This window comes from Pseudomonas sp. TH07, assembly GCF_016651285.1.
Classification (GTDB): domain Bacteria; phylum Pseudomonadota; class Gammaproteobacteria; order Pseudomonadales; family Pseudomonadaceae; genus Aquipseudomonas.
On record NZ_JAEKED010000001.1, the window covers coordinates 6,400,675 to 6,417,742 of the forward strand.

General features: G+C 63.1%; 13 protein-coding genes. 7 read left to right on the forward strand and 6 right to left on the reverse strand.

Going from position 1 to position 17,068, the window contains the following annotated elements; all coding sequences use genetic code 11:
• Nucleotides 1-82 precede the first annotated feature (82 nt).
• Together phnX and JFU57_RS29205 are read left to right on the forward strand one after the other, a co-directional pair.
• Nucleotides 83-910 (forward strand): phosphonoacetaldehyde hydrolase, encoded by an 828-nt coding sequence (gene phnX, locus JFU57_RS29200; protein ID WP_201131670.1) that lies wholly within the window; start codon nt 83-85, stop codon nt 908-910.
• Nucleotides 911-1,091: 181 nt separating this feature from the next.
• The gene (locus JFU57_RS29205; protein WP_020296807.1) at nt 1,092-1,640 is read left to right on the forward strand and encodes a cytochrome b; all 549 of its coding nucleotides are present in this window, start codon (nt 1,092-1,094) and stop codon (nt 1,638-1,640) included.
• Here JFU57_RS29205 and JFU57_RS29210 read toward each other — a convergent pair.
• Both JFU57_RS29210 and JFU57_RS29215 read right to left on the reverse strand, forming a co-directional pair.
• The gene (locus JFU57_RS29210) at nt 1,637-2,566 is read right to left on the reverse strand and encodes a 1-aminocyclopropane-1-carboxylate deaminase/D-cysteine desulfhydrase (RefSeq protein ID WP_201131671.1); all 930 of its coding nucleotides are present in this window, start codon (nt 2,564-2,566) and stop codon (nt 1,637-1,639) included. The two genes, JFU57_RS29205 and JFU57_RS29210, sit on opposite strands and share 4 nt — an antisense overlap.
• A 155-nt stretch (nt 2,567-2,721) precedes the next feature.
• Nucleotides 2,722-4,761 carry an NADPH-dependent 2,4-dienoyl-CoA reductase gene (locus JFU57_RS29215; protein ID WP_201131672.1) on the reverse strand — a complete coding sequence of 680 codons (2,040 nt, stop codon included), beginning with the start codon at nt 4,759-4,761 and terminating at the stop codon, nt 2,722-2,724.
• Between the two features lie 209 nt (nt 4,762-4,970).
• Here JFU57_RS29215 and JFU57_RS29220 point away from each other — a divergent pair, with 209 nt between their 5' ends.
• The 3 genes from JFU57_RS29220 to JFU57_RS29230 all read left to right on the forward strand — a co-directional run bounded on the left by JFU57_RS29220 (nt 4,971) and on the right by JFU57_RS29230 (nt 8,548).
• Nucleotides 4,971-6,101: a carbon-nitrogen hydrolase family protein gene (locus JFU57_RS29220; protein WP_201131673.1), complete on the forward strand. Its 1,131-nt coding sequence runs from the start codon at nt 4,971-4,973 to the stop codon at nt 6,099-6,101.
• Between the two features lie 3 nt (nt 6,102-6,104).
• Nucleotides 6,105-7,145 carry an AraC family transcriptional regulator gene (locus JFU57_RS29225; protein WP_201131674.1) on the forward strand — a complete coding sequence of 347 codons (1,041 nt, stop codon included), beginning with the start codon at nt 6,105-6,107 and terminating at the stop codon, nt 7,143-7,145.
• 332 nt (nt 7,146-7,477) lie between these two features.
• Nucleotides 7,478-8,548 (forward strand): transketolase-like TK C-terminal-containing protein, encoded by a 1,071-nt coding sequence (locus tag JFU57_RS29230; RefSeq protein WP_201131675.1) that lies wholly within the window; start codon nt 7,478-7,480, stop codon nt 8,546-8,548.
• Here JFU57_RS29230 and JFU57_RS29235 read toward each other — a convergent pair.
• Nucleotides 8,545-9,033 carry a MarR family winged helix-turn-helix transcriptional regulator gene (locus tag JFU57_RS29235; RefSeq protein ID WP_020296813.1) on the reverse strand — a complete coding sequence of 163 codons (489 nt, stop codon included), beginning with the start codon at nt 9,031-9,033 and terminating at the stop codon, nt 8,545-8,547. The two genes, JFU57_RS29230 and JFU57_RS29235, sit on opposite strands and share 4 nt — an antisense overlap.
• A 159-nt stretch (nt 9,034-9,192) precedes the next feature.
• Between JFU57_RS29235 and aceE the strand changes: the two genes are divergently transcribed.
• Nucleotides 9,193-11,865 (forward strand): pyruvate dehydrogenase (acetyl-transferring), homodimeric type, encoded by a 2,673-nt coding sequence (gene aceE / locus JFU57_RS29240; protein WP_201131676.1) that lies wholly within the window; start codon nt 9,193-9,195, stop codon nt 11,863-11,865.
• Between the two features lie 7 nt (nt 11,866-11,872).
• Here aceE and JFU57_RS29245 read toward each other — a convergent pair whose 3' ends face one another.
• On the reverse strand, nt 11,873-12,721 hold the full coding sequence (locus JFU57_RS29245; RefSeq protein WP_201131677.1) for a DUF2242 domain-containing protein: 849 nt from the start codon (nt 12,719-12,721) through the stop codon (nt 11,873-11,875).
• An 81-nt stretch (nt 12,722-12,802) separates the two neighbouring features.
• Complete coding sequence (locus tag JFU57_RS29250) at nt 12,803-13,711, reverse strand: LysR family transcriptional regulator (protein WP_201131678.1); 909 nt, start codon at nt 13,709-13,711, stop codon at nt 12,803-12,805.
• A gap of 124 nt (nt 13,712-13,835) precedes the next feature.
• On the opposite strand from JFU57_RS29250, the gene JFU57_RS29255 reads away from it, so the two are divergent.
• Nucleotides 13,836-15,041: an MFS transporter gene (locus JFU57_RS29255; RefSeq protein WP_201131679.1), complete on the forward strand. Its 1,206-nt coding sequence runs from the start codon at nt 13,836-13,838 to the stop codon at nt 15,039-15,041.
• Between the two features lie 63 nt (nt 15,042-15,104).
• On the opposite strand, the gene JFU57_RS29260 is transcribed toward JFU57_RS29255, so the two are convergent.
• Nucleotides 15,105-16,976 carry a SurA N-terminal domain-containing protein gene (locus JFU57_RS29260; RefSeq protein ID WP_201131680.1) on the reverse strand — a complete coding sequence of 624 codons (1,872 nt, stop codon included), beginning with the start codon at nt 16,974-16,976 and terminating at the stop codon, nt 15,105-15,107.
• Between the last annotated feature and the right edge of the window lie 92 nt (nt 16,977-17,068).

The following is a 17,068-nucleotide window of genomic DNA, read 5'->3' on the forward strand; positions in this document are numbered from 1 at the left end:
CAGCCCGCAGCAAAAAACCGATTGCCCTTTAAACGCCGACCTCCGGCCCACGCGGATCACCCGCCCCCAACAGGACTTCGCCATGAGCTACAACACCCCCAGCCAACTGCAAGCCGCCATCCTCGACTGGGCCGGCACCGTGGTCGACTTCGGCTCCTTTGCGCCGACCCAGATCTTCGTCGAAGCCTTTGCCGAGTTCGATGTGCAGGTGTCCATCGAAGAAGCCCGCGGCCCGATGGGCATGGGCAAGTGGGACCACATCCGCACCCTGTGCAACCTGCCGGCGGTGGCCGAGCGCTATCGCAAAGCTTTCGGCCGTACCCCGAGCGATGACGATGTCACGGCCATCTACCAGCGCTTTATGCCGCTGCAGATCGAAAAGATCGCCGAACACTCGGCCCTGATCCCCGGTGCCCTGGACACCATCGCCCAGTTGCGCGAGCAGGGGCTGAAGATCGGTTCGTGCTCCGGTTATCCGAAGCAGGTGATGGACAAGGTGGTGCAGCTGGCGGCAAAAAATGGCTACGTCGCCGACCATGTGGTGGCCACCGATGAAGTGCCCAACGGCCGCCCCTGGCCGGCTCAGGCCCTGGCCAACGTGATTGCCCTGGGCATCGAAGATGTGGCGGCCTGCGTCAAGGTCGACGACACCGTGCCCGGTATCCTCGAAGGCCGTCGCGCCGGCATGTGGACCGTGGCCCTGACCTGTTCCGGCAACGCCCTGGGCTTGAGCTACGAAACCTATCGCGCCCTCGACAGCGAGACCCTGGCCAGCGAGCGCAAACGTATACACGCCCTGTTCGCAAGCTCGCGCCCGCACTACCTGATCGACACCCTCGCCGACCTGCCCCAGGTGGTCGCCGATATCAACCAGCGCCTGGCCCGGGGCGAGACACCCCAGGGCTGCTGATCGGCCCCCTACCCGCCGGAACGGCAGCCTGTTGCGGGGCTGCCGCTTTTTAGGGTTTTTTCGTGCGGCGCGGCCTAAACCTCGCACCAGGTCAAGGCGCACCGGCTCAAACAGGATTACAGTTAAAGCACTCCGTCGTTCAAGAACGGAGGTTTCAGCCCTGATGAGTGAGGAAAGTCGTATGCCCTGGAAGAACTCCGATGCTCGATACAGCACGGTCTCTATCACCTTGCACTGGCTGATGCTGGTGCTGCTGGCGGTGGTTTACGCCTGCATTGAGTTGCGCGGCATCTTTCCCAAAGGCAGTGGCGGGCGGACGCTGATCAAGGAAGCCCACTTCATGCTCGGCCTGACGGTGTTCCTGCTGGTCTGGCTGCGCCTGTTTGCACGCAGCCTGGGGGTGGCGCCGAAAATCGTGCCGACACCGCCCAACTGGCAGCAGTGGCTGGCCAAGCTGATGCACTGGGCGCTGTACCTGTTCATGATTGCCATGCCGATCCTGGGTTGGCTGATCACCAGCGCCGAAGGGCATCAGGTGATGTTCTACGGCATCGACCTGCCGCTGCTGATCGCCGAGAACAAGCCGCTGGCCAAGCAGATCGAAGGCTGGCACGTACTGGGCGGCACCATCGGCTACTGGCTGATCGGCCTGCATGCGCTGGCCGGTCTGTATCACCACTACTTCATGCGCGACAACACCCTGCTGCGGATGCTGCCTAAACGCAGCTAAGCAGCGCCGGTCATGCCCCGGCGGCCCTGCAGGCCGCCGGTGTGGACAAACACCAGGCGGGTTCCCCGGGCAAAACGCCGCGCCTCGACCGCCTCCCGCAACGCCAGCAAGGCCTTGCCGGTGTACAACGGCTCCAGCGCGATACCACTCTGGCCTTCACTGGCCTCGATAAACGCCAGCAACGGCGGGTCGACCTTGGCAAAACCACCGCGACTAGCATCAAACAACTCGTAGCCCGATGCCGTGTGCCCAGCCTCGCACAGGATCCGTTCGACGTTCTGCGCCACCCCATGATCGTCCGGCACCGCCAGCGCGCCATACACCGGGTGCGCGCCATGTTCGGCCAGCACCAGGCCGGCCAGGGTGGTGCCGGTGCCGCAGGCCAGCCACCAGCCGTGATAATCCGCCCAGCCGAGCCCACTCAACTGCTGGCGAACCTGCGCCACCAGCCCCCTGCAACCCCGCGCCCCGGGCAAGCCGCCGCCGCCCTCGGGCACCGGGTACAGCTGTGGGTACCGGGTTTGCCAGGGTGCCCAGAACCCGGGCTCGTGCCGCGCCCGATAGCCGCCATAGCCGAGCCAGTGCACGTGCATGCCCATGCGTTTGAGGTCGAGCACGGTGGGGGTGTCTTGCGGATGACCGCGCAGCAGGCCGGCGGTGGCGAAACCAAAGCGTTGCCCCGCCGCGGCGAGGGCATGCAGGTGATTGGAGTGGGCCCCGCCAAGGCTGATGATTCCACTGGCCCCGGCCTGGCGCGCCGCCGCCAGGTATTCAAGCAACTTGAACCACTTGTTGCCGCTGATCAGTGGATCGATCTGCTCCAGGCGCAGTACCGCAACCTCGACCCCGGCCTGGGCCAGCCAGTCCAGGGTCATGGGTTGCAGCGGTGCCTGGGGTAGCCAGTCGAAGGAATCGGGGAAGGACATCGGCGCGGGGTTCGGCTAACAAAAGGAGCGCAGTCTAGCAGGGGTGTGGCCCACAGGGCTCAGGGCCGCAGCGGCTACACGGTACATGCCTGTAGCCGCTGCCGAGCCCGCGAGGCTGCGCTGGCCCTCATGACCAACGCCTCGCCCAAGCCCTCTTACAATGCCGCAGCCAACCGCGATCCCTGATTAATCGCGCGCTTGGCATCCAGCTCCGCCGCCACATCAGCACCACCGATCAGGTGCACGTTCTGCCCGGCAGCGAGCAGGCCGTCCTGCAGCTCGCGCAGCGGATCCTGGCCGGCACAGATCACGATGTTGTCCACCGCCAGCACTTGCGGCTCGCCGCTGTCGCCGATGCGGATATGCAAGCCGGCGTCGTCAATCTTCAGGTACTCAACGCTGTTGAGCATCTGCACCTGCTTGTTTTTCAGCCCGGTGCGGTGGATCCAGCCGGTGGTCTTGCCCAGGCCGTCACCCACCTTGGACGCCTTGCGCTGCAACAAGAAGACCTGGCGCGCCGGGGCATGGGGCTGGGCCTTGATCCCGGCCACGCCGCCACGGGCCTGCAACTGGGTATCGATGCCCCACTCTTTCCAGAACGCTTCACGGTCCTGGCTGGTGGCGACGCCCTGATGCACCAGGAATTCCGACACATCGAACCCGATGCCACCGGCACCAATCACCGCCACGCTCTTGCCCACCGGCTTGCGTTCCAGCAGCACGTCCAGGTAACTCAGGACCTTGGCATGTTCAACCCCCGGGATCGCCGGCAGGCGCGGGGCGATGCCGGTGGCGAGGATGATTTCGTCATAACCGCCAGCCACCAGTTGCGCCACATCCACCCGAGTGTTCAGGCACACCTCGACATGGGTGGTCTGCAGTTTGCGTTTGAAGTAGCGCAGGGTTTCGAAGAACTCTTCCTTGCCCGGCACGCGCTTGGCGACGTTGAACTGGCCGCCGATTTCACTCGCCGAATCGAACAGGGTCACCTGGTGCCCGCGCTCGGCCGCCACCGTGGCAGCGGACAACCCGGCAGGACCGGCACCGACCACGGCGATTTTCTTGATCTGCTGCACCGGCAGGTAATTGAGCTCGGTTTCATGGCAGGCCCGCGGGTTGACCAGGCAACTGGTGAGCTTGCCGCCAAAGGTATGGTCCAGGCAGGCCTGGTTGCAGCCGATGCAGGTGTTGATTTCATCCGCGCGGCCTTCGGCGGCCTTGTTGACGAAGTCCGGGTCGGCCAGAAACGGCCGCGCCATGGACACCATGTCGGCATCGCCCTCGGCGAGGATCTGCTCGGCGACTTCCGGGGTGTTGATGCGGTTGGTGGTGATCAGCGGAATCGCCACCTCGCCTCGCAGCTTGGCCGTGACCTTGCTGAATGCGGCACGCGGGACCTTGGTGGCGATGGTCGGGATCCGCGCTTCGTGCCAGCCGATCCCGGTGTTGATCAGGGTGGCGCCGGCCTGCTCGATGGCCTTGGCCAGTTGCACGATTTCTTCCCAGGAGCTGCCGCCTTCCACCAGGTCGAGCATCGACAGACGGAAAATGATGATGAAGTTCGGACCTACGGCTTCGCGCACCCGACGCACGATTTCCACCGGCAGGCGCATACGGTTTTCGTAGCTGCCGCCCCAACGATCGGTGCGATGGTTGGTGTGGGCCGCCAGGAACTGGTTAATGAAGTAACCTTCCGAGCCCATGATTTCGACGCCGTCGTACTCGGCCTTCTGTGCCAGGGCCGAGCAGGTGACGAAATCGCGGATCTGCTTCTCGATGCCCTCCTCGTCCAGCTCCTTGGGCTTGAACGGGTTGATCGGCGCCTGGATCGCGCTTGGCGCCACCTGTTTCGGGCTGTAGGCGTAGCGTCCGGCGTGGAGGATCTGCATGCAGATCTTGCCACCCGCCTCATGCACCGCGCGGGTCACGATCTGGTGCTTGAGCGCCTCTTCCTCGGTGGTCAGCTTGGCGGCACCGGAGTACACGCCCCCTTCGTCGTTGGGGCCGATACCGCCGGTCACCATCAGGCCGACACCGCCCCGGGCGCGCTCGGCGAAGTAGGCCGCCATGCGCTCGAAGCCGCCGGGTTTTTCTTCAAGCCCGGTGTGCATTGAGCCCATCAGGGTGCGGTTGCGCAGGGTGGTAAACCCCAGGTCCAGCGGGGCCAACAGGTGCGGGTAGTGAGCGGCGGCCATCGGTAACTCCACATCGAGCGTTCACGGAAAAATGCGGAAGCTCTGCGGCTTCCATCAGTCATGCTCGACAGACTAAGAGCAGCGCACCGGCCGCTCAATGACCGTAACTGACAACTTATTGATCCAAATGCGCAGCGCCCCTTGGCAAGCGTCGGCATGGGCCCTACCCTAGTCGACGAATCCTGCACACGGCCGCTGACTGTTTTCCCATGCGCAAACTTCTCTATTTAACCGCCTCCATGGCCCTGATCGCCGCCCTCACCAGCTATGCCATCTGGACCCGAGAGCGTCCGGTCGGGCACTACCTGTCGGACCTGCGCATCAACCTCGCCGTGGACCAGGGCCAGCCCGCCGACCACGGCAACCTGCTGGGCATCCAGCCCGAGCTGTTCCCCACCGATTATCAAAGCCCCGAACGCCTGCACCGCAAGCTCGCGGCCTACCTGCAGCAGGCCCGCGACAAGGGCCTGCTGAATGAAAAAACCATCGTCGTACTGCCCGAACACGTGGGCACCTGGCTGATGGTCAGCGGCGAGAAAAACGAGCTGTACCAGGCCGCCACCCTGAAAGAAGCCATGAACTGGCTGGCGGTCAGCAACCCACTGCCCTTCCTGCGGGCACTGATCGTTGCCAAGGGTGACAGTCGCCTGCAAGACGCTCACCTGCGGATGAAAGCCAAGGCCATGGCCCGGGATTATCAACAGCTGTTTGGCGGCCTGGCCAAAGAGTTTCAGGTGACCCTGGTGGCCGGCTCCATCGTGCTGCCGGAACCAAGCGTCAACCAGGGCACCCTGCAGATCGGCAGCGGCGCGCTGTACAACAGCAGCCTGGTATTTGGCCGCGATGGCCTGCCCATAGGCCAGCCACAGCGCCAGCTGTACCCGGACTTCACCGAGCGCGGCTTTATCAGCCCCGCCAAGGACCAGGCCGTCAACGTCATCGACACCCCCGCCGGGCGCCTCGGGGTATTGATCGGCAGCGACAGCTGGTACCCGGACAACTACCGCAAGCTCGACGAACAAGGCGCGCAACTGGTAGCCGTGCCGGCGGTGGTCATCGGTCGTGGCACCTGGGACAAACCGTGGCGTGGCTACAAGAACGAAATGACCCCCAGCGAGATCAGTCTCAAACCCGGCGAACTCAGTGAAGGCGAAGCCTGGCATCGCCTGACCCTGACCGCCCGCGCCCCCAGCAGCCAAGCCACAGCCGGGGTCAGCGTGTTCCTGCGGGGGCAGTTCTGGGACCAGCGCAGCACCGGCCAGAGCTTTATCAGCAGCCCCGAACAGACCTATGCCGACGACGCAGCCCGCGGCGCCCGCCTGTTGAATATCTGGTTGTAGGTGATGAAGCCGCAACCCATGCGCCTGGGCGATCTGTCGGTGGGCTTCGTCCATAGCCTGGCCGATGCCATGGGCAGCCATGGCCTGGACCCGACGCCATTGCTGGCGCAATACGGGCTGGACGCGGCGCGATTGGGCGAAGCCGGCGCCCGGCTGTCGATTCCGCGTTACATGCGCCTGGGCCATGCGGCGATTCAGCTCACCGGCGACCCGGCCCTGGGCCTGCGCATGGGCCAACTCGGCCGTCTCAGCCAGCTCGGGCTGGCCGGGGTCACTGCCGCCCAAGCGCCGACCGTGCGCGAAGCCGCGCGTTGCCTGACGCGCTTTGAAGCCTTGTACGGCTCCAACTACCGGGGCCAATCGAGCTTTCACGAAGACGCCGACGGCGCCTGGCTGCGCTTCTATTCCATCAGCCCGTACAACGCCTACAACCGTTTCGTGGTCGACTCGATCATCGCCGGCTGGCTGCAACAGCTGTCCAGCCTGAGCCCGCAGCCGATCACGGCCGAACAGATCGACATCGAATTCGCCGCCCCGGATTACCACGCCGACTACGCACGACTGGGCAACTGCCCGATCCAGTTCGGCGCCGAACACAACCAACTGCGCCTGAGCCAGGCCAGCCTCGCCCAGCGCAACCCCGAGCACTGCCCCAGTACCTGGCGCCTGCTGCTGCAATTGTGTGAACGGGAGTTGGAGCAATTGACCCGCACCCGCAGCCTGCGCGAGCGCATCACTCAGTTGCTGGGGCCGTTGCTCAATGGCGGTCGCGAACCCGACCTGGAAGAAGTGGCGGCACGCCTCAAGCTGCCGACCTGGACCCTGCGGCGCAAGCTGGCCGAGGAAGGGACTCAGTTTCGCGCCATTCTCAACGATACCCGTCGCGATCTGGCCATGACTTACATTCGTGACACCGAACTGGCATTCGGTGAAATCGCCTACCTGCTGGGCTTCGCCTCAGCCGAGGCTTTTCAACGCGCATTCAAACGCTGGAGCGGCCAGACGCCCGGCGAGTTTCGCCGCAGCCACCGGCATTTCGCCTAAAAAAAAGCCACCGGCCTTACAGCTCGGTGGCGTCTTCTGTTGGGTCCAGCGGGTCCAATTCAAATGCCTGGTACTCCAGCAGTTCTTCCTGGTAATCGTCCATTGCGTCGTCCTTTGCCGTTGTATGAATAACCTGTTGCCTAATGACCTTCGCCCTCAGCATAAAGTGCCGGGATGACAGAAAAAATACTGCACGTTCCCTGCTGATAAAACGTAGCAGGCGGCAACGGAATTAGCTCGGCCAAGTTAGATGCAACTGCAATCATTGCAATTGCAATGATATTGGCATTTCCGCTAGGGTAGCCGTCTGATCCCTCCAGACGGCGCGCACCATGACCTCATCCCGCTTCGGCTCCCCTTCCCCATCCCACGCCGGCCAAGCCGCCCGTGCCTGCATCGACTGCCTGACCTTGGGCAACCCGGCAACACCAGCGCGCTCGCCGCTGTTCACGGTAATGGAGATCGCCAATACCCTGGAGCTGGAGCGCAGCGTGGCCAATCAGGCCTGGGTGGTGCGCAATAACGCCCGGCAAGGCGCATCGACCCGCATCAGCGCCTGGCCGTTGCGGTTCTCCCGGGACACCCGGGAAAAACCGCTGCTCTACCTGCACAGCGCCCATTCTTCGGCGCAGCTGTGCGCGGTTTCCGCCGAGTCGGCGCGGCGCGGCATTTTCTGCAACGACAATGAAACCCTGACCACCTCCTGGCCCAAAGGCGCCGATCCGTCCCTGCCGCTGTGGCTGGCCAACAACCCGGATTGCCTGCCCTTCGACCCGGCCTCGGGCGACGAAACCCGGGCAATTGTCCTGGACGCGCTGCACCGCTTGTATGTCGAGGGCCAGCCCGGTTTCTACTACCTGGCCCTGCATGACCACGAACAGGGTCCGAGGCTCGGTGCCCAGGACCGGGGAGACGCCTTGCAGGGCATGTACAAAGTCGCCGAGTCCGGCCCGCTCGATGCCAGCCTGCGGGTGCGTCTGCTGGGGGCCGGCCAGGCCTTCGAAGAGGTACGCCAGGCGGCGGCGCTGCTGGAGCAGGACTGGGGGGTCGCCAGCCAGCTCTGGAGCTGCCCCAGTTACAACCGCCTGGCCCGCGAAGCGGCAGCCGCCGAGCGCTGGAACCGCCTGCATCCAGAAGCCGCCAAACGCAGTGCCCACCTGATGCGCTGCTTGGGGCGCAGCCGTGACCCGGTCCTGGCGGTGACCGGTTACGGCCAGGCGGTGACCGACCAACTGCGCGGCTTCGTGAAGGCACGCTTCGTCGCCCTGGGCGCCGGCTCGGCGACCGCCCGCAGCCCGAGCCGGCAGTGGATCGCGACCCTGGCGCTCAAGGCCCTGGCCGATGAACAGCGCCTGCCGACAGCCAAGGTCGAGCAGGCTTTGCAGCGCTATGGCTTGCGCTAGGCGGGGCGTGACCGCCGGGTGCCTGGGCGCACGTCCGCGCCACTGGTGGAGGCACGGGCCAGGGCGGCAGTGCGTTCCAGGGCATCGGCAAAGCTGTGTTTCTGCTGCTCGTCGAGCTGGGACAGAAACAGCTCGGCCACCGCGCTTTCGTAGATTTTCCACATCTTTTTGCGCAGTTTCCGCCCTTCTTCAGTGATGGTCACAAACGCGGCACGTCCATCGCCGTCGCAGCGCGAACGTTGCACCAGGCCTTCGTTTTCCAGGCGGTCGACCAATCGCGTCAGGTTGTAGCGCTCGATGGCCAGCACATCCGCCAGTTCGTGCATGCGCCGGGTGCCTTCGGGGCCGCTTTCCAGGCCCCACAAGGCGTCGTACCAGGCATAGGCCGGCAGCCCGGCATCTGCCAGGCGACGCTCGATTTCACGAATGACCGTGCGATGAGCCCTGACAAAACGGAACCAGACATCGGGCTCATTTGAAGACATGCAACACCATCCGCGGGACTGAAGAGGGTTGCAATAGTAGCGCATGCCGGGATAGATTCGGCCATGTAGTTGCAATTGCAATTACATTTATCGGCACGCAAGCCCTCTCGATCCCACAAGGATCCGCGCGCTGGAACCCCGCTCAACCTGGAGCCAGGCATGACCCAGAACAACATCGCAACGCTCGACCACGATCCCCAGGAAACCCGCGAATGGCTCGACTCCATCGAGTCCGTACTGAGCGCCGAAGGCCGGCCGCGGGCCCATTACCTGATCGATCAATTGCTGGATTTCGACGTTGCACGACATGGCGATTTCTACGGTCGGGTGACCACCCCCTACATCAACACCATCGCTCCCGAGCGCCAGTTGCCCTACCCCGGCAACCTCGACATCGAGCGCCGGATCAATGCCTTTATCCGCTGGAACGCCATGGCCATGGTGCTGCGCGCCGGCAAGCACTCGGGGGTCGGTGGCCATATCGCCACCTACGCCTCCGCCGCGGTCTTGTATGACGTGGGTTTCGATCACTTCTTCCGGGGCCGTACCGACAGCTTCGACGGCGACATGGTGTATATCCAGGGCCACTCCTCGCCGGGTATCTATGGCCGCGCCTACCTCGAAGGCCGCATCGACGAAGCCCAGCTCGACAACTTTCGCCGCGAATCCGCTGGCAACGGGATCTCGTCCTACCCACATCCGCGGTTGATGCCGGACTTCTGGCAATTTCCCACCGTGTCCATGGGCCTGGGCCCGATCACCGCCGCCTACCAGGCGCGCTTTATGCGCTACCTGGAGTTCCGCGGTCTCAAGCAGCACCAGGGGCGCAAGGTCTGGGCCTTCCTCGGCGATGGCGAGATGGACCAGCCAGAGTCCCTGGCGGCGATCTCCCTGGCGGGACGGGAAAAGCTCGACAACCTGATCTTCGTGGTCAACTGCAACCTGCAACGTCTCGACGGCCCGGTGCGGGGCAACGCCAAGGTGATCCAGGAATTCGAAAGCCTGTATCGCGCTGCCGGCTGGAACGTGATCAAGGTGATTTGGGGCAGTGGCTGGGACGCCTTGCTGGACAAGGACCGCAGCGGCCTGCTGCGCCAGCGCATGATGGAGTGCGTGGACGGTGACTATCAGAACTACAAGTCGCAAAACGGCGCCTATGTGCGCGAGCACTTCTTCGGTAAATACCCGGAATTGCTGGAGCTGGTAGCAGACCTCTCGGACGACGAGATCTGGAAGCTGTCACGCGGTGGCCATGACCCGGACAAGGTCTACAACGCCTACGCTGCCGCCATGCGTCACCCTGGCCAACCGACGGTGATCCTGGCGAAAACCGTCAAGGGCTTCGGCATGGGCGAGGCTGGCGAAGGTCAGAACATCAACCACCAGCTGAAGAAAATGGGCGCTGACGCCATCAGGGCCTTCCGCGACCGCTTCGAACTGCCGGTCAGCGACGAACAACTGGCCGACCTGCCCTACCTCAAGCCCGCTGCCGACAGCCCGGAAGGCCGCTATTTCGCGGCACGACGCGAGAGCCTGGGCGGCCATATCCCGTCCCGCAGCAGCCAGGCGCCGGCCCTGGTCATCCCGCCACTGACGGCCTTTGCCACGCAACTTCAGGACACCGGCGAGCGCGCGATTTCCACCACCATGGCCTTTGTGCGCATTCTCGGCACACTGCTTAAGGACCCACAGATCGGCAAACTGGTGGTGCCGATCGTGCCCGATGAATCGCGAACCTTCGGCATGGAAAGCCTGTTCCGCCAGATCGGTATCCACTCGGCGGTCGGCCAGCTGTACACCCCGCAGGACGCCGGGCAATTGAGCTACTACAAGGAAAGCAAGGACGGCCAGATCATGCAGGAGGGGCTCAATGAATCAGGGGCCATCTCATCCTGGATCGCCGCCAGCACCTCCTACAGCAACCACGGTCTGATGACCCTGCCGTTCTACATCTTCTATTCGATGTTCGGCTTCCAGCGGGTCGGCGACCTGACCTGGGCTGCCGGTGATGCCCGGGCTCGCGGCTTCCTGCTGGGCGCCACCGCCGGGCGCACCACCCTGATGGGCGAAGGCCTGCAGCACGACGACGGCCACAGCCATGTGCTGGCCTCGGTGGTGCCGTGCTGCGTCGCCTATGACCCGACCTTCGCCTACGAACTGGCGGTGATCATTCAGGAAGGCATGCGCCGCATGTATGTCGAACAGGAAGACGTCTACTACTACATCACTCTGCTCAACGAAAACTATCCTCACCCAGCCATGCCCGACGGGGTTCAAGACGGGATCATCAAGGGCCTGTACCGCTTGAGTACCGGCGCCTCCAAACCCCGGCAGCCGCGCGTGCAACTGATGGGCAGCGGTTCGATCCTGCGCGAGGTGATGGCCGCCAGCGAGTTGCTGCTCAAGGATTTTGCCGTCGCCAGCGACGTCTGGAGCGCCACCAGCCTCACCGAACTGCGGCGCCAGGGTCATGAAGTGGAGCGCTGGAACCTGCTGCACCCGGAGCAGCCGCCCCGTACCAGCCATGTGCAGGACTGCCTGGCCGGCCAGATCGGTCCGCTGGTGGTGGCCACCGACTACATGAAGATCTTTGCCGACCAGATCCGGCCCTTTGTCGAGAAGCGACGCTTCGTCGCCCTGGGCACCGACGGCTTTGGCCAGTCAGACACCCGAGAAGCCTTGCGCACGTTGTTCGAGGTGGATCGGCACTTTATCGTGTTGGCGGCGCTGAAAGCCCTGGCTGACGACGGCGAAATCCCCTACAGCCGGGTCTCGGAAGCCATCAGCCGCTATGGGATCGATATCAACAAGAGCGACCCCATGGCGGTCTGACGCGGTTCTATCGAGGCATGGCCGGAATCGGCTCGCTCGGCGGTGGCAGGTTGCTCGGTGGGGGCGGTGTCACCACTTCGGGGGCCGGCACCGGCTCGCTGGTTGCACCGGTTTCGGCCGGTGCGACGGGTGCGATGGGGGCCGCTTCCGGCGGTGGCACCATGGGTTCGGAAACATTCGGCTCAGCGGCCGCCGGTGCTAGCGCTGCCGGCTCGGCAGCCGGGGTGGGCGCAGGCGCTGTCGACGCGGGTTCGGCAGCAGCCGGCTTGGGCTCGGGCACGCCAAGATCGGTCTTGGGCTTCTCGACAATGTGCGCGGCTTTCTTCGCCTCAGGCGGCAGGAACAGCTCAACCAACGCAAAGTAGCGGTCGTAGAACTTGGCCGAGGACACGGTTTCGCTGGCCACCTTGACCATCGAATCATCGGTCGAGCCGATCGGCATCGATACCGACCCCAGCACCCCGACCCCGAGGCTCGCGGAGTTGTTGACCTTCTTCAGCGCATAGCGGTCCTGCAAGGCGTTGGCGAACATGGTCGAGTGATGGTCGACGCTGCCATCCTGAGCGCAGACCACGCTGAAGCTGATCTCCAGGTGGGTTTCGCCGGTCTGCTGAAAGCTCTTGTGGCCGCTGACCAGCTTCGGATCGCTGCTCGTGATGATGTAGCCCTGACTGAGCAAGGCCCGGCGCGCCGCTTCGCAGGAGGCGGTATCGCTCACCGGGTAATTGCGGGAAAAGGTGCCGGAATCGTCGAAATTCTCATGCTCGTAAATGGCGGTCTTTTGCGTCGAGCAACCCGCGATGGCCGCCAATAGCAGCACCAGTCCGGCAGCCGGCATGTGAAATGATCTGAACATCGAAAATCCTGAGGAAAACAGTCCGGCGCGTATTGTGCAACAGAACCACGCTACAGAGCGCACGGATTGATGTCTTAAAATTTATACAGAATGACTGACCGCGTATTCCGGGAAAAGTCGCACAGATAAATGATCGATCAGCGCGCGCACCTTGGCTGCCGAGTGACGACTCGACGGCCAGAGGATCCAGAATGTGCCGCTGTAGTCCAGGTGCTCATCGAGCACCTGCTGCAGCGCCCCTTGCTCCAGCGCCTCGCGCACCATGAAATCCGGCAGGCAGGCAATCCCCAGGCCACGGCGCACGGCATGGTCCACCGCCTCGATCGACGTGCTGACAAAACGGGTCGGCAAGAGCACTTCCGCGGCCCCCGGCAGGCGGCGCAGGGGCCAGGGCTCGAGCTTGCCGGTGTGATGGAAGGTGTGGCGCAAACAGGCATGGGACGCCAGGTCCGCCGGGTAGTGCGGCACTCCGTGACTCTCGAAGTAATCCGGGGTACCCACCAGCATCTGACGAAACTCGCCCAGCTTGCGCGCCATCAACCGCGAATCCCTGGGATTGCCGGTGCGCACCACCGCGTCAAAACCCTCCTCGACCACATCCACCATGCGGTCCGTCAGGTCGATATCCAACTCGATCTCCGGATACAACTGCATGAAATCCGCCAGCACCGGCATCAGCAGACCGTGCACCTGGGGCAGACTGATACGCAGCTTGCCTCGGGGCGCACTGGAGGATTTGCACAGTTCGAACTCGGCGGCTTCAACCTCCGCGGTGATCCGCCGACAACGCTGAAGAAACCCCGCGCCCTCGGCGGTCAGGGTGATGCTGCGGGTGCTGCGATGAAACAAACGGGTGGCCAGCCGCTCTTCGAGCCGGGCAATGCTTTTGCCGACGGCCGAGGAAGAGACCCCCAGCAGGCGCCCTGCTTCAGTAAAACTGCGGGTTTCCGCCACCTGCACAAACACCGAAATACTGCCGAGCCAATCCATCGCCCACTCCGCACATTAAGGACATGGATGTCCGATAAGTTCGGAACCTTAGCCTATTTTTCTAATAGGCACAGCGCCCTACTCTCAAGCCCGCACTTCTGCATACTCAACCGGGCCTGAAACCATGACCGAACCCCTTGCCACCGCCGACCTGCTGGAAACCGACTCCAGACGTTGCGAACGGCTCCCCATCAGCGGCTTGCTGGCGCTGGCCACCGCCGGCTTCATCACCATCCTGACCGAGGCCCTACCGGCCGGATTACTGCCGCAGATGAGCCTGGACCTCAAGGTGTCCCAGGCGCTGGTCGGCCAGTTGGTGACCTTTTACGCCCTCGGCTCGCTGCTGGCGGCAATCCCCCTGGTGCTGCTGACCCAAGGCTGGCGTCGTCGCCCGCTGCTGCTGACGGCGATCGGCGGTTTTGCCGTGGTCAACAGCGTCACTGCCCTGTCGGATAATTACACCCTGACCCTGATCGCCCGGCTGTTTGCGGGGGTCTTCGCCGGGTTGCTCTGGGCCTTGCTGGCCGGCTACGCCAGCCGCATGGTGGCACCGCGTCTGCAAGGTCGGGCGATTGCCGTGGCCATGCTCGGCGCGCCGCTGGCGTTGTCCCTGGGTATTCCGGCAGGCACCCTGCTCGGCAATGTCCTGGGTTGGCGCTTGAGCTTTGCCGTCATGACCCTGCTGACCCTGGTGTTGATCGGCTGGGTGCGCTTTCAGGTGCCGGACTTTCCCGGGCAACGCGCAGAAAAACGCCTTTCGCTGGCCCGGGTATTTACCTTGCCCGGGGTAAGACCGGTGCTGTTCGTGACCTTTGCCTTTGTGCTCGGCCACAACATTCTCTACACCTACATCGCACCTTTTCTGGAGGCGGCCGGTATCGCCGGGCAGATCGAACGGGTGCTGCTGGTGTTTGGATTGGCAGCCGTGGCCGGCATCTGGGGCGTGGGCCTGCTGATCGACCGCTGGGCGCGGCAACTGGTGCTGATCAGTTGCAGCCTGTTTATCCTGTGCGCGCTGATCCTGGCCTTCTATAGCCAACTGCCCCTGGCTATTTACACTGCTGTCGCGATTTGGGGTGTGTCATTTGGCGGGCTGCCGACCTTGCTGCAAACAGCCCTGGCGAAAACCGCCGGGGATTCGGCAGATGCCGCCCAGTCGATGCTGGTGACCGTGTGGAACCTGGCCATCGCCGGCGGTGGACTGGCAGGCGCGGTGCTGCTCGAAGGCCCGGGGGTCGCGACGTTCTCCTGGGTGATCATCGGTCTGCTGCTGATGTCCCTATGGGTCACGGCGAACGCCAGGCGCCACGGTTTCCCTGCCCTTAGCTAAAAAAAAGACCCCGTCCTTGCGGACGGGGTCTTTTAGTGTTGCTTCAGTGCCGCAGGACAGTCATCAGTAACGCTTGATGTCTGCCTGTCTCTCCAGCTGCTTGCGGTAGGCGGCAAAGTCTTGCTGCCCCACACGCGATGCCAGGAAGCGACGGTACTGAGCCTTCTCTTCTTCAGTCGGCGCAGCCGCCTCGTTCACCCCGTTCAACTGCAGGATCACCAGGCTGCCATCAGGCAGGGTCACGCTGCTGAAGGTCGGTTTGTCCTTGGCTTCAGGCTTGCTCATGCGGAACAACGCTTGCAGCACAGTAGGTTCAACCCCTTCCTGGCCACGAGTAACCGCTTCGCTGACTTTCCAGCTCTGACCATCCACCGGCTTGTTCAACGGCGTCTTGCCGTCGCGCAGGCTGGCGATCAAGGCTTCAGCCTTGGTCTTGGCGGCAGCACTGGCGTGCTCCTTGGCCAATTGGGTACGGATGCTGCCGGCAACGCTTTCCAGCGGCAGTTGCTCAGGCTTGCGATGTTCCTTGGCGCGCAGGACCACTACGGTTTCCGGGTCGAGTTCAATGGCGGTGCTGTTGGCACCTTCATCAAGCACTTCCGGGCTGAAAGCAGCCTGGATCACGTTGCGGTTGGCCGCGATACCGTCACCGCCTTCACGGCTGAATGGCGCGGAGGTGTGCACGGTCAGCTTCAGTTCCTGAGCCGGTTGGGCAAGGTCCGAGGCTTCGAACGACGAGTCTTCCAATTGCTTGGTGGCCTCGACAAAACGCTGCTCGACCTGCTGGGTCTTCAGCTCGCGGGTCAGCTTGTCTTTCAGGCTGGCGAAGCTTGGAACTTCCGGAGCTTCAACACCCAGCAACTTGATCAAGTGGAAACCGAACGAGGTGCGCACCGGTGCCGAAACCTGATCCTTGGCCAGCGCGTACAACGCCTGCTCGAAGACCGGGTCATAGACGCCAGGGCCGGCGTAACCCAGGTCACCGCCATTGCTGGCCGAGCCCGGATCCTGGGAGAACTCTTTGGCCAGAGCCTCGAAGCTTTCACCCTTGGCCAGACGTGCCTGGATCTCTTCGATCTTGGCTTTGGCCTGGGCCTCGTTCACCTTGTCGTTGACTTCGATCAGGATGTGCGCGCCGCGACGCTGCTCAGCCAGGTTCGAGGTTTCTTTCTGATACTGCGCCTGCAGATCTTCATCCTTGACCGTGACCTGATCGAAGAAAGCGGATTTCTTCAGTTCCAGGTAATCGATCACGACTTGATCCGGAGTCATGAACTCCTTGGCGTGTTCGTCGTAGTAAGCCTTGACTTCGTCGTCAGTCACTTTGACCGCGGAAGGGTCAGCCTTGACAGTCAGGGAAGCGAAATCACGGGTCTGTTTTTCCAGACGCGCGAATGCCAGCACCTGGGCATCGGTGACAAAACCGCTGCCCGCGAGACCTGCACGTACCTGGCCGATCAGCATTTCCTGAGCCAGCATCTGACGGAATTGCAGGCGGCTGTAGCCCAACTGACGAATCACCTGGTCGAAACGCTCAGGGCTGAACTTGCCATCTACCTGGAATTCAGGTGTCTGCAGGATCACTTGATCCAGTGCGGCTTCAGAGAAAGCGAACTTGGAATTTTCGGCGCCTTGCAGCAGCAACTTGCGGTCGATCAGCCCTTTCAAGGCAGCCTCGCGCAGCATTTTTTCGTCAAGCAAGGAAGCATCGAAATCTTTGCCCAGCTGTTGCATCAGTTGGCGACGTTGCATGTCGACCGCTTGGCTGAGCTCGTTCTGAGTGATTTCCTCACCGTTGACCTTGGCCGCGTCCTGGCTGGTGGTAGTGGCTTTGAAAATGGCATCGAAACCGGTAAGGGCCATCAATGCGACGATGACCCCGATAATGGTCTTGGCAATCCAGCCTTGTGAATTGTCCCTGATATTCTGCAGCATGCGTCCCCCAGAAACGGTCGTACTTCAAATTAAGCAACCGTGGAGCGTGGGTAGAGTCCGGATAGAAGAAAGGCGCATCCGAGGATGCGCCT

Bases quoted from the DNA above. Each gene is read 5' to 3' on its own strand.
- phnX (WP_201131670.1), top strand. From the start codon at position 83: ATGAGCTACAACACCCCCAGCCAACTGCAAGCCGCCATCCTCGACTGG.
- JFU57_RS29205 (WP_020296807.1), top strand. From the start codon at position 1,092: ATGCCCTGGAAGAACTCCGATGCTCGATACAGCACGGTCTCTATCACC.
- JFU57_RS29210 (WP_201131671.1), bottom strand. From the start codon at position 2,566: ATGTCCTTCCCCGATTCCTTCGACTGGCTACCCCAGGCACCGCTGCAA.
- JFU57_RS29215 (WP_201131672.1), bottom strand. From the start codon at position 4,761: ATGGCCGCCGCTCACTACCCGCACCTGTTGGCCCCGCTGGACCTGGGG.
- JFU57_RS29220 (WP_201131673.1), top strand. From the start codon at position 4,971: ATGCGCAAACTTCTCTATTTAACCGCCTCCATGGCCCTGATCGCCGCC.
- JFU57_RS29225 (WP_201131674.1), top strand. From the start codon at position 6,105: ATGAAGCCGCAACCCATGCGCCTGGGCGATCTGTCGGTGGGCTTCGTC.
- JFU57_RS29230 (WP_201131675.1), top strand. From the start codon at position 7,478: ATGACCTCATCCCGCTTCGGCTCCCCTTCCCCATCCCACGCCGGCCAA.
- JFU57_RS29235 (WP_020296813.1), bottom strand. From the start codon at position 9,033: ATGTCTTCAAATGAGCCCGATGTCTGGTTCCGTTTTGTCAGGGCTCAT.
- aceE (WP_201131676.1), top strand. From the start codon at position 9,193: ATGACCCAGAACAACATCGCAACGCTCGACCACGATCCCCAGGAAACC.
- JFU57_RS29245 (WP_201131677.1), bottom strand. From the start codon at position 12,721: ATGTTCAGATCATTTCACATGCCGGCTGCCGGACTGGTGCTGCTATTG.
- JFU57_RS29250 (WP_201131678.1), bottom strand. From the start codon at position 13,711: ATGGATTGGCTCGGCAGTATTTCGGTGTTTGTGCAGGTGGCGGAAACC.
- JFU57_RS29255 (WP_201131679.1), top strand. From the start codon at position 13,836: ATGACCGAACCCCTTGCCACCGCCGACCTGCTGGAAACCGACTCCAGA.
- JFU57_RS29260 (WP_201131680.1), bottom strand. From the start codon at position 16,976: ATGCTGCAGAATATCAGGGACAATTCACAAGGCTGGATTGCCAAGACC.